Annotated in this window: 13 protein-coding genes and 1 pseudogene; 10 read left to right on the plus strand and 4 right to left on the minus strand. The window is 41.7% G+C overall.

Annotated elements, in window-relative coordinates; all coding sequences use genetic code 11:
- Positions 1 to 15: 15 nt before the first annotated feature.
- Together mce and QYZ87_04630 are read right to left on the minus strand one after the other, a co-directional pair.
- A complete protein-coding gene (mce, locus tag QYZ87_04625; GenBank protein ID MDN4753817.1) occupies positions 16 to 435 on the minus strand; it encodes a methylmalonyl-CoA epimerase in 420 nt (139 codons plus the stop codon).
- Between the two features lie 327 nt (positions 436 to 762).
- A complete protein-coding gene (locus QYZ87_04630) occupies positions 763 to 2,472 on the minus strand; it encodes a tetratricopeptide repeat protein (protein MDN4753818.1) in 1,710 nt (569 codons plus the stop codon).
- A gap of 234 nt (positions 2,473 to 2,706) precedes the next feature.
- Here QYZ87_04630 and QYZ87_04635 point away from each other — a divergent pair.
- Together QYZ87_04635 and QYZ87_04640 are read left to right on the plus strand one after the other, a co-directional pair.
- Positions 2,707 to 2,796 (plus strand): annotated as a pseudogene (locus QYZ87_04635) (IS982 family transposase).
- 133 nt (positions 2,797 to 2,929) lie between these two features.
- The gene (locus QYZ87_04640; protein MDN4753819.1) at positions 2,930 to 3,061 is read left to right on the plus strand and encodes a hypothetical protein; all 132 of its coding nucleotides are present in this window, start codon (positions 2,930 to 2,932) and stop codon (positions 3,059 to 3,061) included.
- Positions 3,062 to 3,096: 35 nt separating this feature from the next.
- Here QYZ87_04640 and QYZ87_04645 read toward each other — a convergent pair whose 3' ends face one another.
- Positions 3,097 to 4,194 (minus strand): hypothetical protein, encoded by a 1,098-nt coding sequence (locus tag QYZ87_04645; GenBank protein ID MDN4753820.1) that lies wholly within the window; start codon positions 4,192 to 4,194, stop codon positions 3,097 to 3,099.
- 850 nt (positions 4,195 to 5,044) lie between these two features.
- Between QYZ87_04645 and QYZ87_04650 the strand changes: the two genes are divergently transcribed.
- Positions 5,045 to 6,391 (plus strand): short-chain fatty acid transporter, encoded by a 1,347-nt coding sequence (locus QYZ87_04650; GenBank protein ID MDN4753821.1) that lies wholly within the window; start codon positions 5,045 to 5,047, stop codon positions 6,389 to 6,391.
- 422 nt (positions 6,392 to 6,813) lie between these two features.
- Here QYZ87_04650 and QYZ87_04655 read toward each other — a convergent pair whose 3' ends face one another.
- Positions 6,814 to 7,458, minus strand: a complete 645-nt coding sequence (locus tag QYZ87_04655; protein MDN4753822.1) for a hypothetical protein — start codon at positions 7,456 to 7,458, stop codon at positions 6,814 to 6,816.
- A 441-nt stretch (positions 7,459 to 7,899) separates the two neighbouring features.
- Between QYZ87_04655 and QYZ87_04660 the strand changes: the two genes are divergently transcribed.
- The 7 genes from QYZ87_04660 to QYZ87_04690 all read left to right on the plus strand — a co-directional run bounded on the left by QYZ87_04660 (position 7,900) and on the right by QYZ87_04690 (position 17,879).
- On the plus strand, positions 7,900 to 8,925 hold the full coding sequence (locus QYZ87_04660; protein ID MDN4753823.1) for a L,D-transpeptidase: 1,026 nt from the start codon (positions 7,900 to 7,902) through the stop codon (positions 8,923 to 8,925).
- A 27-nt stretch (positions 8,926 to 8,952) separates the two neighbouring features.
- Positions 8,953 to 9,648: a murein L,D-transpeptidase catalytic domain family protein gene (locus QYZ87_04665; protein MDN4753824.1), complete on the plus strand. Its 696-nt coding sequence runs from the start codon at positions 8,953 to 8,955 to the stop codon at positions 9,646 to 9,648.
- A gap of 154 nt (positions 9,649 to 9,802) precedes the next feature.
- The gene (lepA, locus tag QYZ87_04670; protein MDN4753825.1) at positions 9,803 to 11,590 is read left to right on the plus strand and encodes a translation elongation factor 4; all 1,788 of its coding nucleotides are present in this window, start codon (positions 9,803 to 9,805) and stop codon (positions 11,588 to 11,590) included.
- 30 nt (positions 11,591 to 11,620) lie between these two features.
- A complete protein-coding gene (dnaB, locus tag QYZ87_04675; GenBank protein ID MDN4753826.1) occupies positions 11,621 to 13,189 on the plus strand; it encodes a replicative DNA helicase in 1,569 nt (522 codons plus the stop codon).
- A gap of 31 nt (positions 13,190 to 13,220) precedes the next feature.
- Positions 13,221 to 13,925 (plus strand): Sir2 family NAD-dependent protein deacetylase, encoded by a 705-nt coding sequence (locus QYZ87_04680; GenBank protein ID MDN4753827.1) that lies wholly within the window; start codon positions 13,221 to 13,223, stop codon positions 13,923 to 13,925.
- A 17-nt stretch (positions 13,926 to 13,942) separates the two neighbouring features.
- Positions 13,943 to 15,274: a dNTP triphosphohydrolase gene (dgt, locus tag QYZ87_04685; protein MDN4753828.1), complete on the plus strand. Its 1,332-nt coding sequence runs from the start codon at positions 13,943 to 13,945 to the stop codon at positions 15,272 to 15,274.
- 64 nt (positions 15,275 to 15,338) lie between these two features.
- Positions 15,339 to 17,879 carry a DNA translocase FtsK gene (locus tag QYZ87_04690; protein ID MDN4753829.1) on the plus strand — a complete coding sequence of 847 codons (2,541 nt, stop codon included), beginning with the start codon at positions 15,339 to 15,341 and terminating at the stop codon, positions 17,877 to 17,879.
- Positions 17,880 to 17,896 lie beyond the last annotated feature (17 nt).

The following is a 17,896-nucleotide window of genomic DNA, read 5'->3' on the forward strand; positions in this document are numbered from 1 at the left end:
GTTTTATAATTCAAATTATTTTTCTGCAGGATTGTGGCAAAGCTCAGTTAGCACACTACCTGTACTCTTTGGGTGAAGGAATGCTATCTCTAGACCTTCTGCACCACCACGAGGATTTTTATCGATGAGTCGCACATCTTTCGCCTCTACATCGCGTAGTGACTTCTCTACATCATCTACACAGTATGCGATATGGTGTATACCCTCGCCTCGCTTTTCTATGAATTTTGCGATAGTGCTATCGGGGCTAGTAGGCTCTAGTAGCTCAATCTTTGTGTTGCTGTTGCCCACTTTGAAGAAAGCGGTTTTTACTTTCTGATCCTCTACAACCTCAATGTTGTAGCACTTCATTCCAAGCACACCTTCGTAGTATGGTAGGTGTTCTTCAATGCTCTTTACGGCAATTCCAAGATGCTCAATGTGTGAGATGTTCATACTTTTGCTTTATTAATAGGGTTTATAATTAATGTTGTTTCTATCCCATATACTGTCCATAAAGTGTTAAGAGACCCATCCTCCCTCATCTTTAGTGATGAGGTGAAGAAGTGTTTGCACATTATTGACCAATGCAAATATATACTATTTTCTTTATATTATGAACGTTTTTCTCGTTAAACTTGCTATAAAGAGGCATTAAAATGCTTGAAAAATAGCATTTCTTTAGATGCCTTTAATGGATTAATTTCATATAGGCTGTCTAAATAAAAGAGGTGTAACTGATCAGTTACACCTCTTTTATTTAGACAACACTAACTTTTGTTGTTATTGGAGAGCATCAAGGAAGAAGCGTTGAGTAGCATATCTCGCAAATTCCTTGTCCTTCAGGATCGTTGGGGCGATGGATGGATTAATCTTTACCGCCTCTGTGATTCCCTTCTGGATGATATCGGTTTGTGATGTACGTGCTCCAATTAGGGCCTGTAGGTAGTATGTCATCTCATCCCTCTTTGTGGTCATGTCGAATAGCTCCAAAGCTCTGTTGTAGTCCTTATTTAGGATTTGAGCTAGGATACCATTATTTGTACGAGCATCGTATAGAGCCTTAGCTGCTTCAGGGTACTTACCTTGCTTGATGTAGATGAGCCCAAGCGCTTCATTTAATTCAGGTACACCAGATACCTGCCCGATGAGTGTTTGTGCCTCATTATCGTCACCTTCGAGCATCTTGATTAACCCCATGTTCATCATCGTCTCGGGTGTTACGATGTTATTTGCTCTGTCGATAGACTGAGCTTTTTCGAAGTATTGTTTTGCTAATGCGTAGTTGCCTTCTTTGTAAGCCAGTGCACCGAGGTTATTGTAAGCCCGTGGCTCATTAGGGGAGACCTGTGTCGCAGATGTATATATAGCACGTTGACGGCTTATGTCGTTGGTAAGAGTCGCTGCATACAGCAACTCCTCTAGGTTGAGCATCCCTGGACGTTCCTTGGCTAATTTTGCAATCTCCTCATCACTCTTGCCGATGATCTCCACATTGGCAACGAGGCGAGAACGACGTAAGAGCGGTAAGATCTCGTCCGCTAGCTGACCGAAAACGTAGCTGATGTTCTTGATTTCTCGCTCACGAACCTCAGGGTCATCATACATGGAAAGGACCCTTAGCACAATTTCCTTGTCTTGAATGTCGCTCTTCTCCAGCAGTTCCTTAAATCCTTCCCAGTCCTGAGCAGTGTAGTGGGCATCAACCTCCACGTCAGTATTCGTTTTTTTGAACTCACGTTTTAGTTCTTTTGTCGTGTTTTTCTCGCGTTGTGCGGCCAGCTTTTCATTCAGCTCTATACCTCCATCAGGAGATGCGTATGCCTGCACTTCGACATTTACTCGTTGGTTGGGTGTTGTATTGGCACTCTCTACCACATTTTTCCACTCTTTGACATCCATTTTGTTTAGCTCTGAGCCACGGATGTTAGCCTGCTGTATAAGGAAGTGAATGTCAGCATCGTACTTTTCTTTAATCACTCTTTGGAAAATATCAGGTGCGATAGCTGGAGAGCTATATTCTGCACTTGCCAATGCTTCCGTTGAGAGGACACCTTCGCCGATTTTAATATCTGCCAGCTTTATTTGCTTATGACCTATCTCAGCTTCTATCATGAGTACTAGGGTTGATACAGCCATTTCAGGCTTATAGACAAAGTCTGAGTGAAGCGTTGCAGAGCGAGGATTGTTGTATGTTACAGTGGTCGCGTTACCACGCACCTTTTCCCCTTGAAATCTATATTCTGTACCCCATCTTTCACCCTTTGCAAACTTGAGAACAGGGGTGATACGCATCGTTGCATTCTTAGGGAACCATTTGTCTGGGAAGTTAATATGAATGGTTACGGGAACCTTCCCGCCCTTGAGTTCAAGAGGTTGGGGCTCTGTCCTTACATAACTCGCATCCAGAGGTTTAACTTTAGCTGCACATGAGGCGAGCAGGAATACTAAAATAGTTGAAAATGCCCATGGCATCCATCTTCTTACATTCATAGTCATCTGTATAATAATGTTTATATATTCTTCTTCAAAGGTACCCAATTTCCTTTAGATCTGTATGATGTATAGAGATTTACCTAGGGAACAAAACTAAATACCACGTAGTCGTTCAGCTGTATCGTGTGTCATTTGTAAAGCACTTTGAGAGAAATATTTTCGTGCGACCGGTGTTTTATCTACTTAGTTTGATCGCGTCGTTGCTGAGAATGCCAAAGAACGAAGAGCGTGAGAAGAAATAGAAGATCACATCTTTTTGACAGTGAGGACATGACGATACTCATACTTTTTCACATGTCAAGATATAGAGTCCTTAAGTCAAGAGACAGGACTCTATAATGGGACCAAAAAGCCTTTCTTAATCCATGAAATCATTGATAAAGACGCACTCGATACAGTCGTCTAAATAGAACTCGTATTAAACTTACGTTATAGCCACCACCATTGAGGCACGATGCGAAACATAGTAAAGCTATTACGCCTCAATGGTGGTGAGTATGAGAATACTAGCCGACTGCTTAGCACTTCTCTGTCAAGTTATGACAAATTGAAGCACGCTGTAATTCTTGGATTTACTACCGTATGAGCTGTTATTTTTATGCAATGTGGGATGTCGTTTTTTTATTCAAGCGGTTTCCCTAGATACATTAATTCCCAAACAGCAGTTGTACTATCATATTCTTCTATCAGTTTCTTACCTTTGTATACTTTTAACTCAGCTTTTCCTAGAAATCTATAATAAGCTCCATCAAAACCTGTGAACGTTTTTGCAAGAGCATATTTTAAGCCCTTTCCACCAACCGCATTTTCTAATAAATCAGCAGCTTGTATTGTCTTTTCTCTGAATAAGTATAGTTCATATCGATAATCATCATTAGGGTCATCATATATGAAGACCAAATCATCACTAATGTCTTTTTTGAATTCTTCGTCTAGCATAGGAATACTTCTGTAAACAGTAAGATAATCCTCATTATCTGCTACTACCTTACCATCCTTTGAGAAGTTAATAATCTTAAGTACCGAGTTACCATACTCTTTATTGTATTTAGATTGATTGGCAATTATGTTGTAAGGACCTATATCTACTCTTCCCCAATACCAATGATTGAGTACTTCTGCTAAGCTTATAGTCCCCCAATTATGGTCGTGATAGCAAGAGCCTTTTGTCTGAGTTTTTTCTCCCTTGTAAGTGTAGGTTATTTCAGCTTCTCCCTTTGGAACTGCTGCGACCCACGAAAAATATTTTTCTCCTTTGCTATCAAATAGATGTGTTGACGTTCCAGGACGCCAGCTTTCTGAGGTTCTATGAATTTTTGCAGTTAATTCAAGGTCTTCATCTTTAAAGTAAATTTCATACTCTTTTAAGTTTCCTCTGAAATAATTACCATCAATGTTGACATCACACGAGTCTTTTGATGCAGAAAACTTTTCCGCGTTGTATTCATATGTTTTTGTAATATTAGATCCATCTTCTTTGTCAATGGTAAGTATAATGTAAGGTGTAAGTGGCTTGTCTGCTTTTGTCATAGATTTTGTGTGATATAGAATAACAATCGTAGAGCCGTCATCCAGGTGGGCATCAAAATACCACCATTCAAAAGTCCCTTTCTCTCCAGTGGTTCTTAAGCCATCTTCCCACACTTCGGGTTTATTCCTGTTTTTTAAGCCAAACATCTTAAGATCAGTACTCATCCGAGCAATATTTCCAGTTTCCATATTCGTTTTCATTTTGTTTAAATTCAAGCTTATTAAGTTATGTATTTATTGATTGACAGTTCAAGCTAGTATTCTTCAATATTCATAGACTTTTCTGTTTTTTTTATTTTGTTTTGCACCATAACCCATCTATGTAAGATCAATATAATAAAATTCCTAATGTCTACCCTCTTTGAATTGTAACCTAGATTTAAGTGCCAGGTGCAACTTACCTTAGAGGATTGGGAAAAGCTCCTAATTAAGAATTTATTTGGCGTCATTTTTTTTATTTTTTATTAACGTGAGTTCGACTGAATAGGCACTAGGCACTAGATTGAGATGTAGTATTAATTCTCTAGTTTTTGTTGAGTATTATTTCCCTAAACTTCATTTTTAGCATAGGAAGCTTCTATATGCAATTATAATAGAGATTTTAATGAGCAAGCCTCTTAATGGAAGTCACAACATATTGATTATCAGCTAGTTTTATTGGATCCCACGTTGGTTATATGAAACTTAATTTCTTCTCATAGGAAAAAATATTTTTTCCTATGAGAAGCGTTTCTGCTTCCAATAGGAAGAATTGTTACTCCTCTAGGTGATCATTTTCCGATGACTATCTTTCATATTGCCTTCATAAGTTAGCACAGTCTGATGAGGAGAGGGCCCTTAATAAGATATTCTTGAGGACGTGATCTGTGAGACAAAGATGTAGATAAGCATTATGTCCTTAAATTCGGTTGACGATTATTAGATCGTTAATTATTGCCTTAACCCCTTGTTTATTTTGCTTATTATATGATGATTCGTGCGAAACTTTAGTAAATTTGCAAATATTACTAAAATATCGATCTTATAATAACTTCTTGCTATGTTTCAATCATTGATTAGGGGATCTGTAAAGTTTGTACAGAAGTATCTCCCAGAACCATTTATTTTTGCGATTATTTTAACCTTATTGGCTGTAGTCCTTTCCATGGGTATCTGTAGTCATACTCTTGTGGATGTCGTGATGAATTGGGGTGATGGAGTTTGGAGCCTATTGGCTTTCTCAATGCAGATGGCGATGGTATTGGTCTGTGGATCAACCCTAGCTGATGCACCATCTGTTAAGAAAGGTCTGTCGAGGATGGCGTCATTGCCTAAAACTCCGTTTTCTGCGATTTTCATAGTTACCTTGGTCTCCTCAATTGCATGTTGGATCAATTGGGGCTTTGGTCTCATTATCGGTGTTATTTTTGCCAAGGAGATAGCTGGCAAGCTGGATGGAGTAGACTATCGTCTGTTAATTGCGTCTGCATATAGTGGCTTTGTGGTATGGCATAGTGGCTTATCAGCCTCTATTCCTTTGGCGATGGCAACAGAGGGTGAAGCCTTGACTAATGTCTCTATGGGTGTGCTGACTAAGGCTATTCCTATTTCTGAGACTATTTTCTCCGTTAATAATTTGGTGATGGTTGCGGCGGTTATCGTAGCTCTAACACTGATAAATGCACTGATGCATCCTAAGAAAGGAGAGGCCATCACAATTAATAAGAAGTTATTGATTGAGGTTCAAGAGGAAGAGGATCCATTAACGAACACACCGGCTGAGAAAGCAGAGAGGAGCATAATCCTAAATCTACTTATCACACTACTGGGTTTATCATATCTAGTGATAAAACTTTTCTATAGAGGCGGCTCACTAGATTTGAATACTGTCATTATGATTTTCCTTTTTTTGGGGATGATACTTCATAAACGGCCTATTAATTATGTGAAGTCTTTTACTAAATCAGCCGTGAGTAGTGCAGGTATCTTACTTCAGTTCCCTTTCTATGCCGGCATTATGGGTATTATGGTAGGGACAGCAGGAGGTAGCTCCTTAGCTACTGAGATTAGTCACGGGTGTATAGAGATTTCTAATTCTACCACCTTTCCATTGCTCAGTTTCTTGAGTGCGGGAATTGTCAATATCTTCGTCCCCTCAGGTGGAGGACAATGGGCAGTGCAAGCTCCTATTATGATGCCTGCTGGAGCTTCATTAGGTGTTTCACCAGTGGTGACAGGGATGGCCATTGCGTGGGGAGATGCTTGGACCAATTTGGTGCAGCCATTTTGGGCTATTCCAGCCTTAGGTATTGCCAAGTTAGGGGCACGGGATATTATGGGCTTTTGCTTGATTGACTTCCTTGTTACGGGCGTTATTATCTGTGCCGGTTTGCTGATGTGGGCTTAGCTAATAAGTCTGGTGTTAGATGTCTTTAGAGATAGCTTAGGCACATCTTGTTTATTGTGAGATTTCATATCTCACATCAAGATAAAAAATGTTGCACTTCTGACAGACAAGGCTTAATCGATACAGTCTTTCTACGTATTAGAAAAATGCATAATGGGCAAATGTAATGTATACGTACAATTGAGCATCGTTTGACTCGTGTAGGTTAAAAATCTCTCCACCCATGTGGTGGAGAAATTTTAAGGTAATGGCTCGCTAAGTGTACTGTTAATTAGTATTGTGTGTCTTTTAGTGCTCGTATTAATGATACTTTCAATATGCTATTTTTGTCTGTTTTTAATGTGTCATTAATGGTTATTTAGCGTTTGGAGAACGTATCTATTTGACCAATTTGAATGAATCTGGCTTTGCACTACATATGGTCATTCATTTACAAAAACAGAGTCTGGGAGAGGTGTAAGCCCTATATCTTGTAGAAGACTATCAGATAAGGCTTTGTCTGACAGGAGGACTCCTTTATGTTTTGTCCAAGCTTTAAATGGTGAATTGTAAATCGTTTTATTGTGGTATGCAACATAGTACTTATCAAGAATAATAGCTAATGCTTCTGGTTTTATCCTATGATTTGCTAGTTCTCTCTTCAATAATTTGTAAGTTTCTGGCTCTACAAGTCGGTGGGGGTTATGAAGAAATATAATACTGGATAATGTCTGGATAGGTTCTAAATCGTAGTACTCTCCCATCATTTCCCGAGTGGGTAATCCATATCTTTTAACAAAAGAGATGAAACGCTCAAAAGTAATAGAGTCGGTACTTAGAAGAACTGTGTTGTATATCTCTGGATGTCTATTCTTTAAGTCACTATTCCTTATTCCTTGATCAAGTCCATATAATTCAATCATGAAATTGGCAATGCTATCCCTTTCAGAATCTGATACTAATTCCACCGTGTCATTAAGTATAGTGTTGCTGGGGGAAGGGCTATGGTTATTGTGCCCCTTTTGAATGTTAGAGGTCGTTAAGATTGTAATGCATAGAGCCATTACTGTTGCAAATATCTTCTTCATTGCCAATTATTCCGCAACACTCTTTGAAAATAAAATTCATTTAACCCTGTGTCGTCATGGGTATGTCATAATAAGAGATGTGCACTTACCTAAATGTTGCGTGAAAATTAATAAGTGTTTATCTTTCATGTAAATGTACAAAAAACGGTATGTTTCGTCTTATTACAATCCATAAGTATCAGCATTGTGTCTTTTGGACTTAAGAATACAATCGTATTATTACTAGGTGAGCTATTTAAGACCACACTATTTTTTTTTGAGATGCTTGTTCAGGTCTTGAGTCTTTTTTGTTTTCTTAATACGTACCCATAAGGATAAGATCTTTACTCTCGGTAAATATTTGTATGTTTGCAACGTTGAGTTTGACATAAAGAATGATATTTGGAGCACTTGTCTGTAGTTGAGAGGCTTTTGCTCCGCTAGTTATAGATAAAATAGAGAATGTATCGGATATTCCAGTTGGGAAACGTTATATTGCTACTAGTTTTCTTCCTTTCATGCACTAATGCTAAGTCTAGTGTAGAGAAAGATGAGGATCGATTTCAAGCAGATACGTTGGCTGTAGAGTCTTCTGACCCAGAGCCGAAACTAGTAGAGAGTAGTGATATAGAGATCAGCAAAGACTTGCTGTATGATAAATATACTCTAGAGGATTCCTATGAGTATGAAGACACCGTTAGGACTTTTAAGTGGGATACTATTAAAGAGTACTTGGCTGTAGTGGAAAATCATCATGATAGGCCAGAGCGGTGGGGGGTGCTTCAGAATTATAGGAATATGAACCGAGAGGCTCCCTTGGTGCATAACTGGCACCGAGATGAGGGCTATCGACTGGTTACTGACTCGCTTGGTATCCATCGTTATCAGTCTGTGCCTCTTTATAGCGAGTCAGATAGTATAGTCCCAAGACGCTATGGTCGGGATGGTTCACCATTTCATCTTATAGATAGTATCGGGTCCTTCTACAAACTGAGTCTCCTTGACTCGGAAGAGGTGTGGCTCACCCAAAAAAGGTATGTGACACTCGTTCCCGATTCTGTGAGTATTGATCATGTCGTCTTTGTTGATGTCGCGGACCAAAACATAGCCTCTTTAGAGCGTGAGGCTCCTGCCAAGTGGGTAGTACGAAGTATGAATCCAGCAACTACAGGAAAGCATAATCCTCCTTATGGTCATGAGACTCCCCTCGGCATTTTTATGCTTCAGCAGAAAAAGAGAAAGATGTTTTACCTGAAAGACGGAACTTCTGACTTGGCTGGGTACGCTCCATACGCTTCACGCTTTTCGAATGGAGGATATATACATGGAGTCCCAGTTAATGGAGTGAATTCAAAAGAAATAGAGTATAGCCGGACGTTGGGGACGATTCCCCGTTCACATATGTGTGTGCGTAATGCGACGTCACATGCTGAGTTTGTATATAATTGGGCTCCCACATTGGGTGCATTTGTGATTGTTATAGAATAAGATTTTAATAAAAAAGGGTTGAAGGGAATGTTTAGAAAAGTATTGCTAGGATTTATTGCGGTGTGTATAGCAGCATTATCTCCCTCTAGGACTGAGGCATCGAGAGAAGTTGGAGCTATTTATCTCAATGATTCTGTGGTGGTGGAGGGTGCACTATATGCTACATTGAAGCTAAATGATGTGGTTGGCTTCGATGCCTTTAGAACTGCACTGAGAGGGTATAATAAGATTGAGGAAAAGGGCCGTGAGGTCCTCACACTCATCGATTTTTCTAAGCCATCTACCGAAGAACGTATGGTGGTGATAGATATGGCTCACCAAAGGGTCCTTTGCAAGAGTCTAGTGGCTCATGGTAGAAATAGCGGGGATATGATGGCAACTCGATTCTCCAACAAGGAGGGATCCTATATGAGTTCGCTTGGATTTTTTCTTACTGGTGGAACTTACAACGGCAGTAATGGTTACTCTCTAAAATTGTATGGGCTAGAAAAGGGGGTTAATGATCTGGCCTATAAGCGTGCGATCGTAATGCACGGAGCAGATTATTGTGATCCAAGTGTTGTGGCTGGCGGACATCGTTTAGGCCGGAGCTTAGGCTGTCCAGCTGTGCCTCGTCAGTTGGCGAAGGAGGTGATTGATACGATTAAAGATGGAAGTGTACTTTTTATCTACGCTAAGGATCAATGGTATCAATCTCATAGTGCCATTTTAAAGGACGCATAACAACATCTTCCTACTGTATCCATCTGTTGGAATATAAGGTGATTCAGGGGTTTGAACGATAACTCCTGAATCATTTGCTGTCTAATTTATGATAAGGCATTTTGAGCTAGATTGGGTATATTTGTAAGCTAAAGAAATATAATATAAAGACTACATGAAGCATATTCGAAATTTTTGCATCATTGCACATATTGACCACGGTAAGAGTACTCTAGCCGATCGACTATTGGAATTTACCCACACTGTAAATCAAAAAGATTCGCAGGATCAGCTCCTAGATGACATGGATTTGGAGCGAGAGCGAGGCATTACGATCAAGAGTCATGCTGTGCAGATGGATTATATATATAAGGGGGAGAAATATGTACTGAATCTTATTGACACCCCAGGACACGTGGACTTCTCGTATGAGGTCTCTCGGTCTATCGCTGCGTGTGAGGGGGCTTTGCTGATTGTGGATGCTGCCCAGGGAATTCAAGCTCAGACCATCTCCAATCTTTATATGGCTTTGGAGCAAGATCTAACCATCATCCCTGTGCTCAATAAGATCGACTTGCCTAGTGCTAGACCCGAAGAAGTGGGAGAGGAGATTGTTAACCTCTTGGGGTGTGATGAGAGCGAAATCCTGAGAGCCAGTGGAAAGACTGGTGAAGGGGTGGAGGATATCCTTGCCGCAATTATAGAGCGAGTAGCCCCACCTGTGGGAGATCCTGAAGCACCGCTACAGTGTCTGATTTTTGACTCCGTCTTTAATCCATATAGAGGGATTATTGCTTATTACAAGGTGGTTAATGGGGTTATTCATAGTGGAGACAAGGTTAAATTTGTTGCTACCGGAAAAGAGTATGAGGCTGACGAGGTCGGGACTCTTCGGATAGCTATGATCCCTAAGAAGGAGGTCCGAACTGGTGATGTAGGCTATATCATCTCTGGAATAAAGACCTCAACAGAGGTAAAGGTCGGAGATACCATTACTCATGTACAAGGAGGTGCAACAACAGGCATTGAGGGCTTCGAGGAGGTTAAGCCGATGGTGTTTGCTGGAGTCTATCCGATCGAAACCTCTGAGTTTGAGAATCTGCGTACCGCTATAGAAAAGCTTCAGCTCAATGATGCTTCGCTGACGTTCACTCCGGAGAGCTCTGTCGCCCTTGGCTTTGGTTTTCGTTGTGGTTTCCTTGGGTTATTACACATGGAGATAGTTCAGGAGCGTCTGGATAGGGAGTTTGATATGAATGTGATCACGACAGTTCCCAACGTCTCTTACTTTGTTTATACTAAAAAAGGTGAGAAGATAGAGGTGCATAACCCCTCGGGGTTACCAGACCCTGCTACCATAGACTATATAGAAGAGCCGATGATCAGGGCCTCTATTATAACGACTACGGACTACATTGGTCCTATCATGACCTTATGTCTGGGCAAGCGTGGTAACCTCGTAAGGCAAGACTATCTATTTGGTAATCGTATAGAGCTTGTTTATGATTTGCCCTTAGGAGAGATTGTGATTGATTTCTATGACCGACTAAAGAGCGTGAGTAGGGGGTATGCTTCCTTTGACTATTATATCAATAATTATCAACGCTCTTCGCTCGTCAAGGTGGATATCTTGTTAAATGGCGAGAGTGTAGATGCCTTGTCAGTACTTACTCATATCGATAATGCTCAGAGTTTGGGCCGTCGTATGTGTGAGAAGCTCAAGGAGTTAATTCCAAGACAGCAGTTTGATATTGCTGTTCAGGCTGCTATCGGTGCGAAGATTATCGCACGAGAGACTATCAAAGCTGTTCGAAAGGATGTTACGGCGAAGTGCTACGGAGGGGATATCTCTCGAAAGCGTAAGTTGCTAGAGAAGCAGAAAGAAGGTAAGAAAAGGATGAAACAGGTGGGTAACGTAGAAGTGCCACAGAAAGCCTTCTTAGCTGTCCTGAAGTTAGACTAAATAAATTTGTTACGGGTAAGAAGATAAGATATGCCAAGTCCAGAAAAATTTACTACAGACTATGCTTATAGTGAAGCACAGGTCAGTAGCCAAACGAGTAAGAGCGTCCCTAAGTCTGTCTCTAAGGCGTTGGCATCCACTGTCCCGCCTCATAATATCGAGGTGGAGCAGATGGTATTGGGTGCTCTTATCTTGGAGCGGGATGCGTTTCCATCCGTTTCGGAAATCCTAAGGCCTGAGTGTTTTTATGATACTCGAAATAGGTATGTATATGAGGCTATTCAGCAATTGGCTTTGGATGAAAAGCCGATTGATGCCCAGACGGTCGTAGAGCAATTAAAATTAGATGGAAAGCTCCAAGTGACAGATGGGCTAGCATACGTTGCAACCTTATCAGCTCTCGTTAACTCTACTGCTCACTTAGAGTTCCACGCACGACTTCTTTTTGATAAGATGTTGCAGCGTGATTTGATTTCGTTTGGTAATAGTGTTATTAATAATGCTTTTGACGAATCGAACCCAGTCACAGACACCATGGCAGATGCTGAGAGTCGGCTCTTTGAGATCACTCAGGGGGCAGACAAAGATGATGTGCAGCATGTGAGTGAGTTATTGAAGGGAGCACTGAAAGATATTGAGCAGGCCGCCGAGCGAGAGGAGGGTATCAGTGGTATATATACTGGTTTTCGTGAGATCGATGAGATGACCTCTGGTTGGCACCCCAGTGACTTGGTGATTCTGGCAGCACGTCCAGGTATGGGTAAGACCGCTTTTGTCCTCTCTATGGCGAGGGCTATGGCTGTGGATTATGGTATTCCTGTGGCTATATTCAGTCTGGAGATGAGTAAGGGGCAGTTGATTAATCGTCTGATTGTAAACCATACAGAAGTTCCTAATGATACGATTAAGCGAGGTAAACTTACATCCGATCAGATGCAGCAAATTGTAGATGCTCTTCCTACTCTAGAGAGAGCCCCAATTTATATAGATGATAATGCTGGCTTGTCTGTCTTCGACCTTCGAAGTAAGGCACGTCGTCTCGTTAGGGAAAATGGAGTTAAGCTCATCGTGATTGACTACCTGCAATTGATGACAGCAAGTGGACTTAAGGCTAATGCCAATCGTGAGCAGGAGGTTAGTACTATCAGTCGTTCACTAAAGCAATTAGCCAAGGAGTTGAATATAACGGTAATAGCTTTATCTCAGTTGAATCGTAGCGTGGAGTCTCGTCCCAAGGAGGGTAAGCGACCACAGCTATCAGACTTGCGTGAGTCTGGAGCAATTGAGCAAGATGCCGATATGGTCTGTTTTATTCACCGTCCAGAGTACTATGGTATTATTGAGGACGAAGATAATAGAGATGTGAGGGGATTGGCAGAATTTATTATTGCAAAGCACCGTAATGGTCAGATAGGGTCGAAGTACTTACGATTCCAAGATTATATTATCAAGTTCTCCTCTGCATTGGATCATGAGGTTTATAATGATAATGTACAGACCTTTAGCTCTCGCATCAATGAGTCCCCATCTATGGGAGCCGGAAATAGGACTGGTGACCCTATATTAGATAGTATGGATGATGGCGGACTAACGGTTTGATCATGTTTTTGTAAAATATAAGGAGAGAAGAATGAAGAAGAAACTAAAATTAGTGGCTCTTACTGGTGCTGGCATGAGTGCTGAAAGTGGTATCGCTACTTTTAGGGATTCAGGTGGACTGTGGGAGCAGTATGATGTCGAAGATGTGGCAAGTGCTGAGGGCTTTAGACGTAATCCCGAATTGGTCATTAACTTTGCTAATGATCGTCGTGAACAGTGCGTCCAAGCGATGCCCAATGAGGGTCATATGTTACTTGCCGATCTTGAGGATGACTTCGATGTTACAGTGGTAACTCAAAACATAGACGATCTCCATGAGCGAGCTGGCAGTAGCCATGTGATTCATCTGCATGGTGAGCTAATGAAGTGCTGTAGTGTAGCTAACTTGTCTAACCCTTTGCCACTGCCTGAGGGACGTCTAAGGATGACTGTAGAGGATCAGGATGAGAGGGGGAATATGCTTCGTCCATTCATTGTTTACTTTGGCGAGCCTGTGCCACGAATGACCGATGCGATGAGAGAGGTAGAGCAAGCGGATATCTTTCTGATCGTAGGCACGAGCTTGAATGTCTATCCTGCTGCTGGGTTGGTTCAGTTTGTTCGCAAGGGTGTACCTATCTATCTTATAGATCCTAAAGAGGTACCAGGCTCAAGCTCATTTCATCACTTAAGGATGGGAGGTAGTGAAGGGATGAAAGTGCTTAAGGAAATACTGGATGAAAAATATAGCCAATGAGTAAGAGCACAGAGAGAATGGAGTGGCGACGACTCGTGAGTGATCGTCGATTTGGTTTAGAGAATTATGAGCAGAAGCAATCCAATAGGACTGACTTCCAGAGGGATTATGACAGACTAATATTTTCTGCTCCATTTCGCAGGTTGCAGAATAAGACTCAGGTCTTTCCTCTTCCTGGTCGTATATTCGTTCATAATAGGCTCACTCATAGTTTGGAGGTGAGCTGCATTGGACGCTCACTAGGGACTCAGATTGGTCGCTCTATTTGTGAACGAGAGCCTGACATCGGAGTGGATCATTCTGATTTTGGGGCGATCGTCTCAGCTGCTTGTTTGGCACATGATATGGGCAACCCGCCTTTTGGTCATGCTGGCGAGCGTGCTATAAGTGCATTTTTCCTTGAAGGGAAAGGACAGAAGTGGCTTGATCAAGTAAGAGAAGAAGGGGACCGGTGGCAAGACTTTGCTCATTTCGAAGGAAATGCAAATGCTATTAGGCTCTTGACTCATGCCTTTAAAGGGCGTCGGGATGGAGGCTTTGTGTTGACTTATAGCACATTGGCTTCTGTTGTGAAGTATCCATATACCTCGGAGGATTCTGAAGAGGATGGAAAGTTTGGCTTCTTTGCTACCGAGGAGGAGAGCTACAGTCGGATAGCGAACCATCTGGGGATATTGAGACTGTCGGAGGATGGGGGACTGCCCCGCTTCGCACGCCATCCACTGGTCTATTTGGTAGAAGCAGCGGATGATATCTGCTATCAAATCATGGATCTGGAGGATGCCTATAAGCTCAAACTGATCAGCAAAAAGGAGTGTATGGAGCTTATGACCGCATTCTTACATCCAGATCGTATGCCGGGAGTAGAGGCGGTGCTTCAGAAAGTAACTGATGATAATGAGCAGATAGCATACCTTAGGAGTACTGCTATAGGAGCATTGGTGGAAGCTTCTATTACTACATTTCTGAAGTATGAAGAGGATATTATGTGTGGGACGTTCAGAGGGAGTTTGATCAAGTCTATGCCGGAGCGTGAGCGAGAAGCATATAAGAGAGCCAGAGAGGTTGCCTTTAGTAAGATTTATTTCGCCAAAGAAGTTTTGGATATTGAGTTTGCGGGTTTTCGTATCTTTGAGTACCTTCTGGATACGTTGATTGAGGCACAGACCAAGCCTGACAACGCTTATTCTAGACTTTGGTTCAATCGTATCCCTCCACAATATGATATGAGTCGTAAGAGTATGTATGGTAAGATTCAGTCCGCACTTGATTACATCAGTGGGATGACGGATGTCTATGCTTTGGATCTCTATCGCAAATTTACAGGGATGAGTTTACCAGCCATTTAAGATAAGAATTGTACCTTTGTCTCTTAAAAAAATAGAGACTAATGTAGAGCATAGTATAGTAACGATGAGTAAAAAAACTAGAGAAAGAGTTGTCCCCAGAGCTAACGTCCGTAGGACATCAGCATCGAAGGATGGAGGTATGCGTGAGCAGTGGAGAAATGCCTTTACGAGGATGAAGGAGGAGCGTGCATATACAACCATTACAGGTGGCTTACTAACGTTGCTTGCCCTCTTTTTGCTAGTCGCTTTATTCTCTTACCTTAAGTATGGTGCTGCTGATCAAAGCGTCTTGATGAATAGCTCGGGACTTTCTCCTGAGGAGTTCAGCAAGAAGATAGATGGCAAAACAGGTGTGATCGGCTATCAACTCATGAACCAGATGGTTAATGAGTGGGTAGGGTTAGGGGTCGTATTCATTATTTACCTTATTGGTGCTATTGGCGTTGGGCTTCTTAAGATACCCTATCTGCGAGTTAAGTATTTTAAGACCATTTTCTTTAGTGTTATTGCCACTTTTTGGAGTTCACTAACGTTAGCAAGTCTTTTCAAGCCATTTGTAGGGCGTTTTTTCTTTTATCCTGGTGGCGTATTGGGACATCAGATGTTTCGTCAATTGAAGATCATGATCGGATGGCCTGGAGTCATACTTGTGATCATTCTAGGCTTATTATTGATCTTATTCATTTTCTTTGAGCCGATCAGACATCGATACCTGCATTGGACAAGTAGAAAATGGGTCCAGACAGAATCTCCAGAAGAAGAGATCATAAAAGAAAAGAAAGAGAAAAATTGGGGCCTTGGGAAGTATTTTAGTCGAAAAAAGAAGTCAAAGAAAGATGCCACCCCTTCAGAGCCAGTTCCTGCTACGCCTGAAATGCCTATTGTTAATGAGACGCCTGCAGGCCCACCTGTAAAGCCTGTAGTTGGTGGCACTACTGAGCTGTCTTCTATGCCTAGAGCTAAGACTAGTGTACCTTCAAAGGAAGGGGACTTGAAAATTGACGTGGTCGATCTGAGGAATGCTACAGATGAAGTCTCAGTGAGTGAGGCTGAGGCGAGAGCTAAGCAGTTGGTCTCAGAGCAAGGGTTGTATGACCCTAAGTTGGAGCTCTCTAGATATGAGATGCCTAGTATAGAGCTCTTACGGAAGTACGACCAAGAGAATGAGGAGATCGATCAGCGAGAGATCGATGAGAATAAGCAACTTATCATTAGTACCCTTGAGAGCTTTAGAATAGAGATAACCTCTATTACGGCTACCGTAGGTCCAGCTATTACTCTATATGAGGTGGTCCCTGCTGCTGGTATCCATATCTCTAAAATTAAGAGCTTAGAGGATAATATCTCTATGAGCCTGTCAGCGATGGGTATCCGTATCATAGCACCTATTCCTGGTAAGGGAACGATAGGTCTGGAAGTGCCTAATAAGAATCCTCGCATAGTAAGTATGCGATCAGTAATTGCATCGAAAGCTTTCCAAGAGAGTAAGGCTCAGTTGCCTGTTGCTTTTGGTAGGACCATTACTAATGATGTCTTTATTTTTGATTTAGCGAAGACGCCTCACCTCTTGATAGCAGGGGCTACAGGTCAGGGTAAGTCCGTCGGGCTGAATGCTGTGATAACCTCACTCCTATATAAAAAGCACCCCACAGAACTCAAGTTCGTGATGATTGACCCGAAGATGGTGGAGTTTAGCATGTATGGTAAAATAGAAAAGCACTATATGGCTAAGCTGGTAGAGGAAGATCAAGTCATCATTACTGATCCTAAGCGAGTTCTAGATACGCTTAATTCTCTCTGTGAGGAAATGGAGCAGCGTTACACATTGTTGGCAAAGGCTAATATGCGTAACATAAAGGAGTATAACGAACGCTTCAAAAAGAGATTGCTCAATCCTGAACATGGACATAAATTCTTACCATACATAGTTTTGATAATAGATGAGTATGGTGATTTGATGCTCACGGGCGGTAAGGAGATAGAAATGCCTATTACTCGCTTAGCTCAAAAAGCAAGAGCTGTAGGTATTCACGCGATTATTGCCACTCAGAGACCAATGGCCTCCATCATTACTGGGGCGATTAAGGCTAACTTCCCAGGTCGTATTGCTTTTAAGGTGATGTCATCTACTGACTCAAGAATCATTTTAGATACCTCTGGAGCCAATCGATTAATAGGTAGAGGTGATAGTCTGTATTCTCAAGGGAATGATTTGACACGTGTACAGTGTGCCTTTGTCGACACTCCTGAGGTTAATGCATTGGTTGATTTTATCAGTAGTCAAAGAGGATTTTCTGAGGCATATGAACTTCCTAAGCCAGTTCCAGAGGGACCTTCAGGCGATGGCTTTGTTGGTGATGGGGCGAAGGACCCTTCCCAAAGAGATGAGCTATTTAATGAGGTGGCATACCGATTGGTAGTGGAGCAGAGAGCTAGTACTTCTTTTATACAACAAATATTTGCGATTGGATACAATAGAGCTGCTCGCTTGATGGTGCAGTTAGAGCATGCTGGTATAGTTGGGCCACAAGATGGGCAGAAGCCTAGAGAGGTACTTGTGCAGAATGAGGACCAATTAAGGCGAGTCCTTAATCCAGACGAATAAACTTTTTTGTTTTGTTA

It is taken from the genome of Porphyromonadaceae bacterium W3.11 (assembly GCA_030434245.1).
Classification (GTDB): domain Bacteria; phylum Bacteroidota; class Bacteroidia; order Bacteroidales; family Porphyromonadaceae; genus Porphyromonas_A.

Excerpts from the sequence above, each read along its gene's own strand:
- mce (MDN4753817.1), bottom strand. The coding sequence starts at position 435 with ATGAACATCTCACACATTGAGCATCTTGGAATTGCCGTAAAGAGCATT.
- QYZ87_04630 (MDN4753818.1), bottom strand. The coding sequence starts at position 2,472 with ATGAATGTAAGAAGATGGATGCCATGGGCATTTTCAACTATTTTAGTA.
- QYZ87_04640 (MDN4753819.1), top strand. The coding sequence starts at position 2,930 with ATGCGAAACATAGTAAAGCTATTACGCCTCAATGGTGGTGAGTATGAG.
- QYZ87_04645 (MDN4753820.1), bottom strand. The coding sequence starts at position 4,194 with ATGGAAACTGGAAATATTGCTCGGATGAGTACTGATCTTAAGATGTTT.
- QYZ87_04650 (MDN4753821.1), top strand. The coding sequence starts at position 5,045 with ATGTTTCAATCATTGATTAGGGGATCTGTAAAGTTTGTACAGAAGTAT.
- QYZ87_04655 (MDN4753822.1), bottom strand. The coding sequence starts at position 7,458 with ATGAAGAAGATATTTGCAACAGTAATGGCTCTATGCATTACAATCTTA.
- QYZ87_04660 (MDN4753823.1), top strand. The coding sequence starts at position 7,900 with ATGTATCGGATATTCCAGTTGGGAAACGTTATATTGCTACTAGTTTTC.
- QYZ87_04665 (MDN4753824.1), top strand. The coding sequence starts at position 8,953 with ATGTTTAGAAAAGTATTGCTAGGATTTATTGCGGTGTGTATAGCAGCA.
- lepA (MDN4753825.1), top strand. The coding sequence starts at position 9,803 with ATGAAGCATATTCGAAATTTTTGCATCATTGCACATATTGACCACGGT.
- dnaB (MDN4753826.1), top strand. The coding sequence starts at position 11,621 with ATGCCAAGTCCAGAAAAATTTACTACAGACTATGCTTATAGTGAAGCA.
- QYZ87_04680 (MDN4753827.1), top strand. The coding sequence starts at position 13,221 with ATGAAGAAGAAACTAAAATTAGTGGCTCTTACTGGTGCTGGCATGAGT.
- dgt (MDN4753828.1), top strand. The coding sequence starts at position 13,943 with ATGGAGTGGCGACGACTCGTGAGTGATCGTCGATTTGGTTTAGAGAAT.
- QYZ87_04690 (MDN4753829.1), top strand. The coding sequence starts at position 15,339 with ATGAGTAAAAAAACTAGAGAAAGAGTTGTCCCCAGAGCTAACGTCCGT.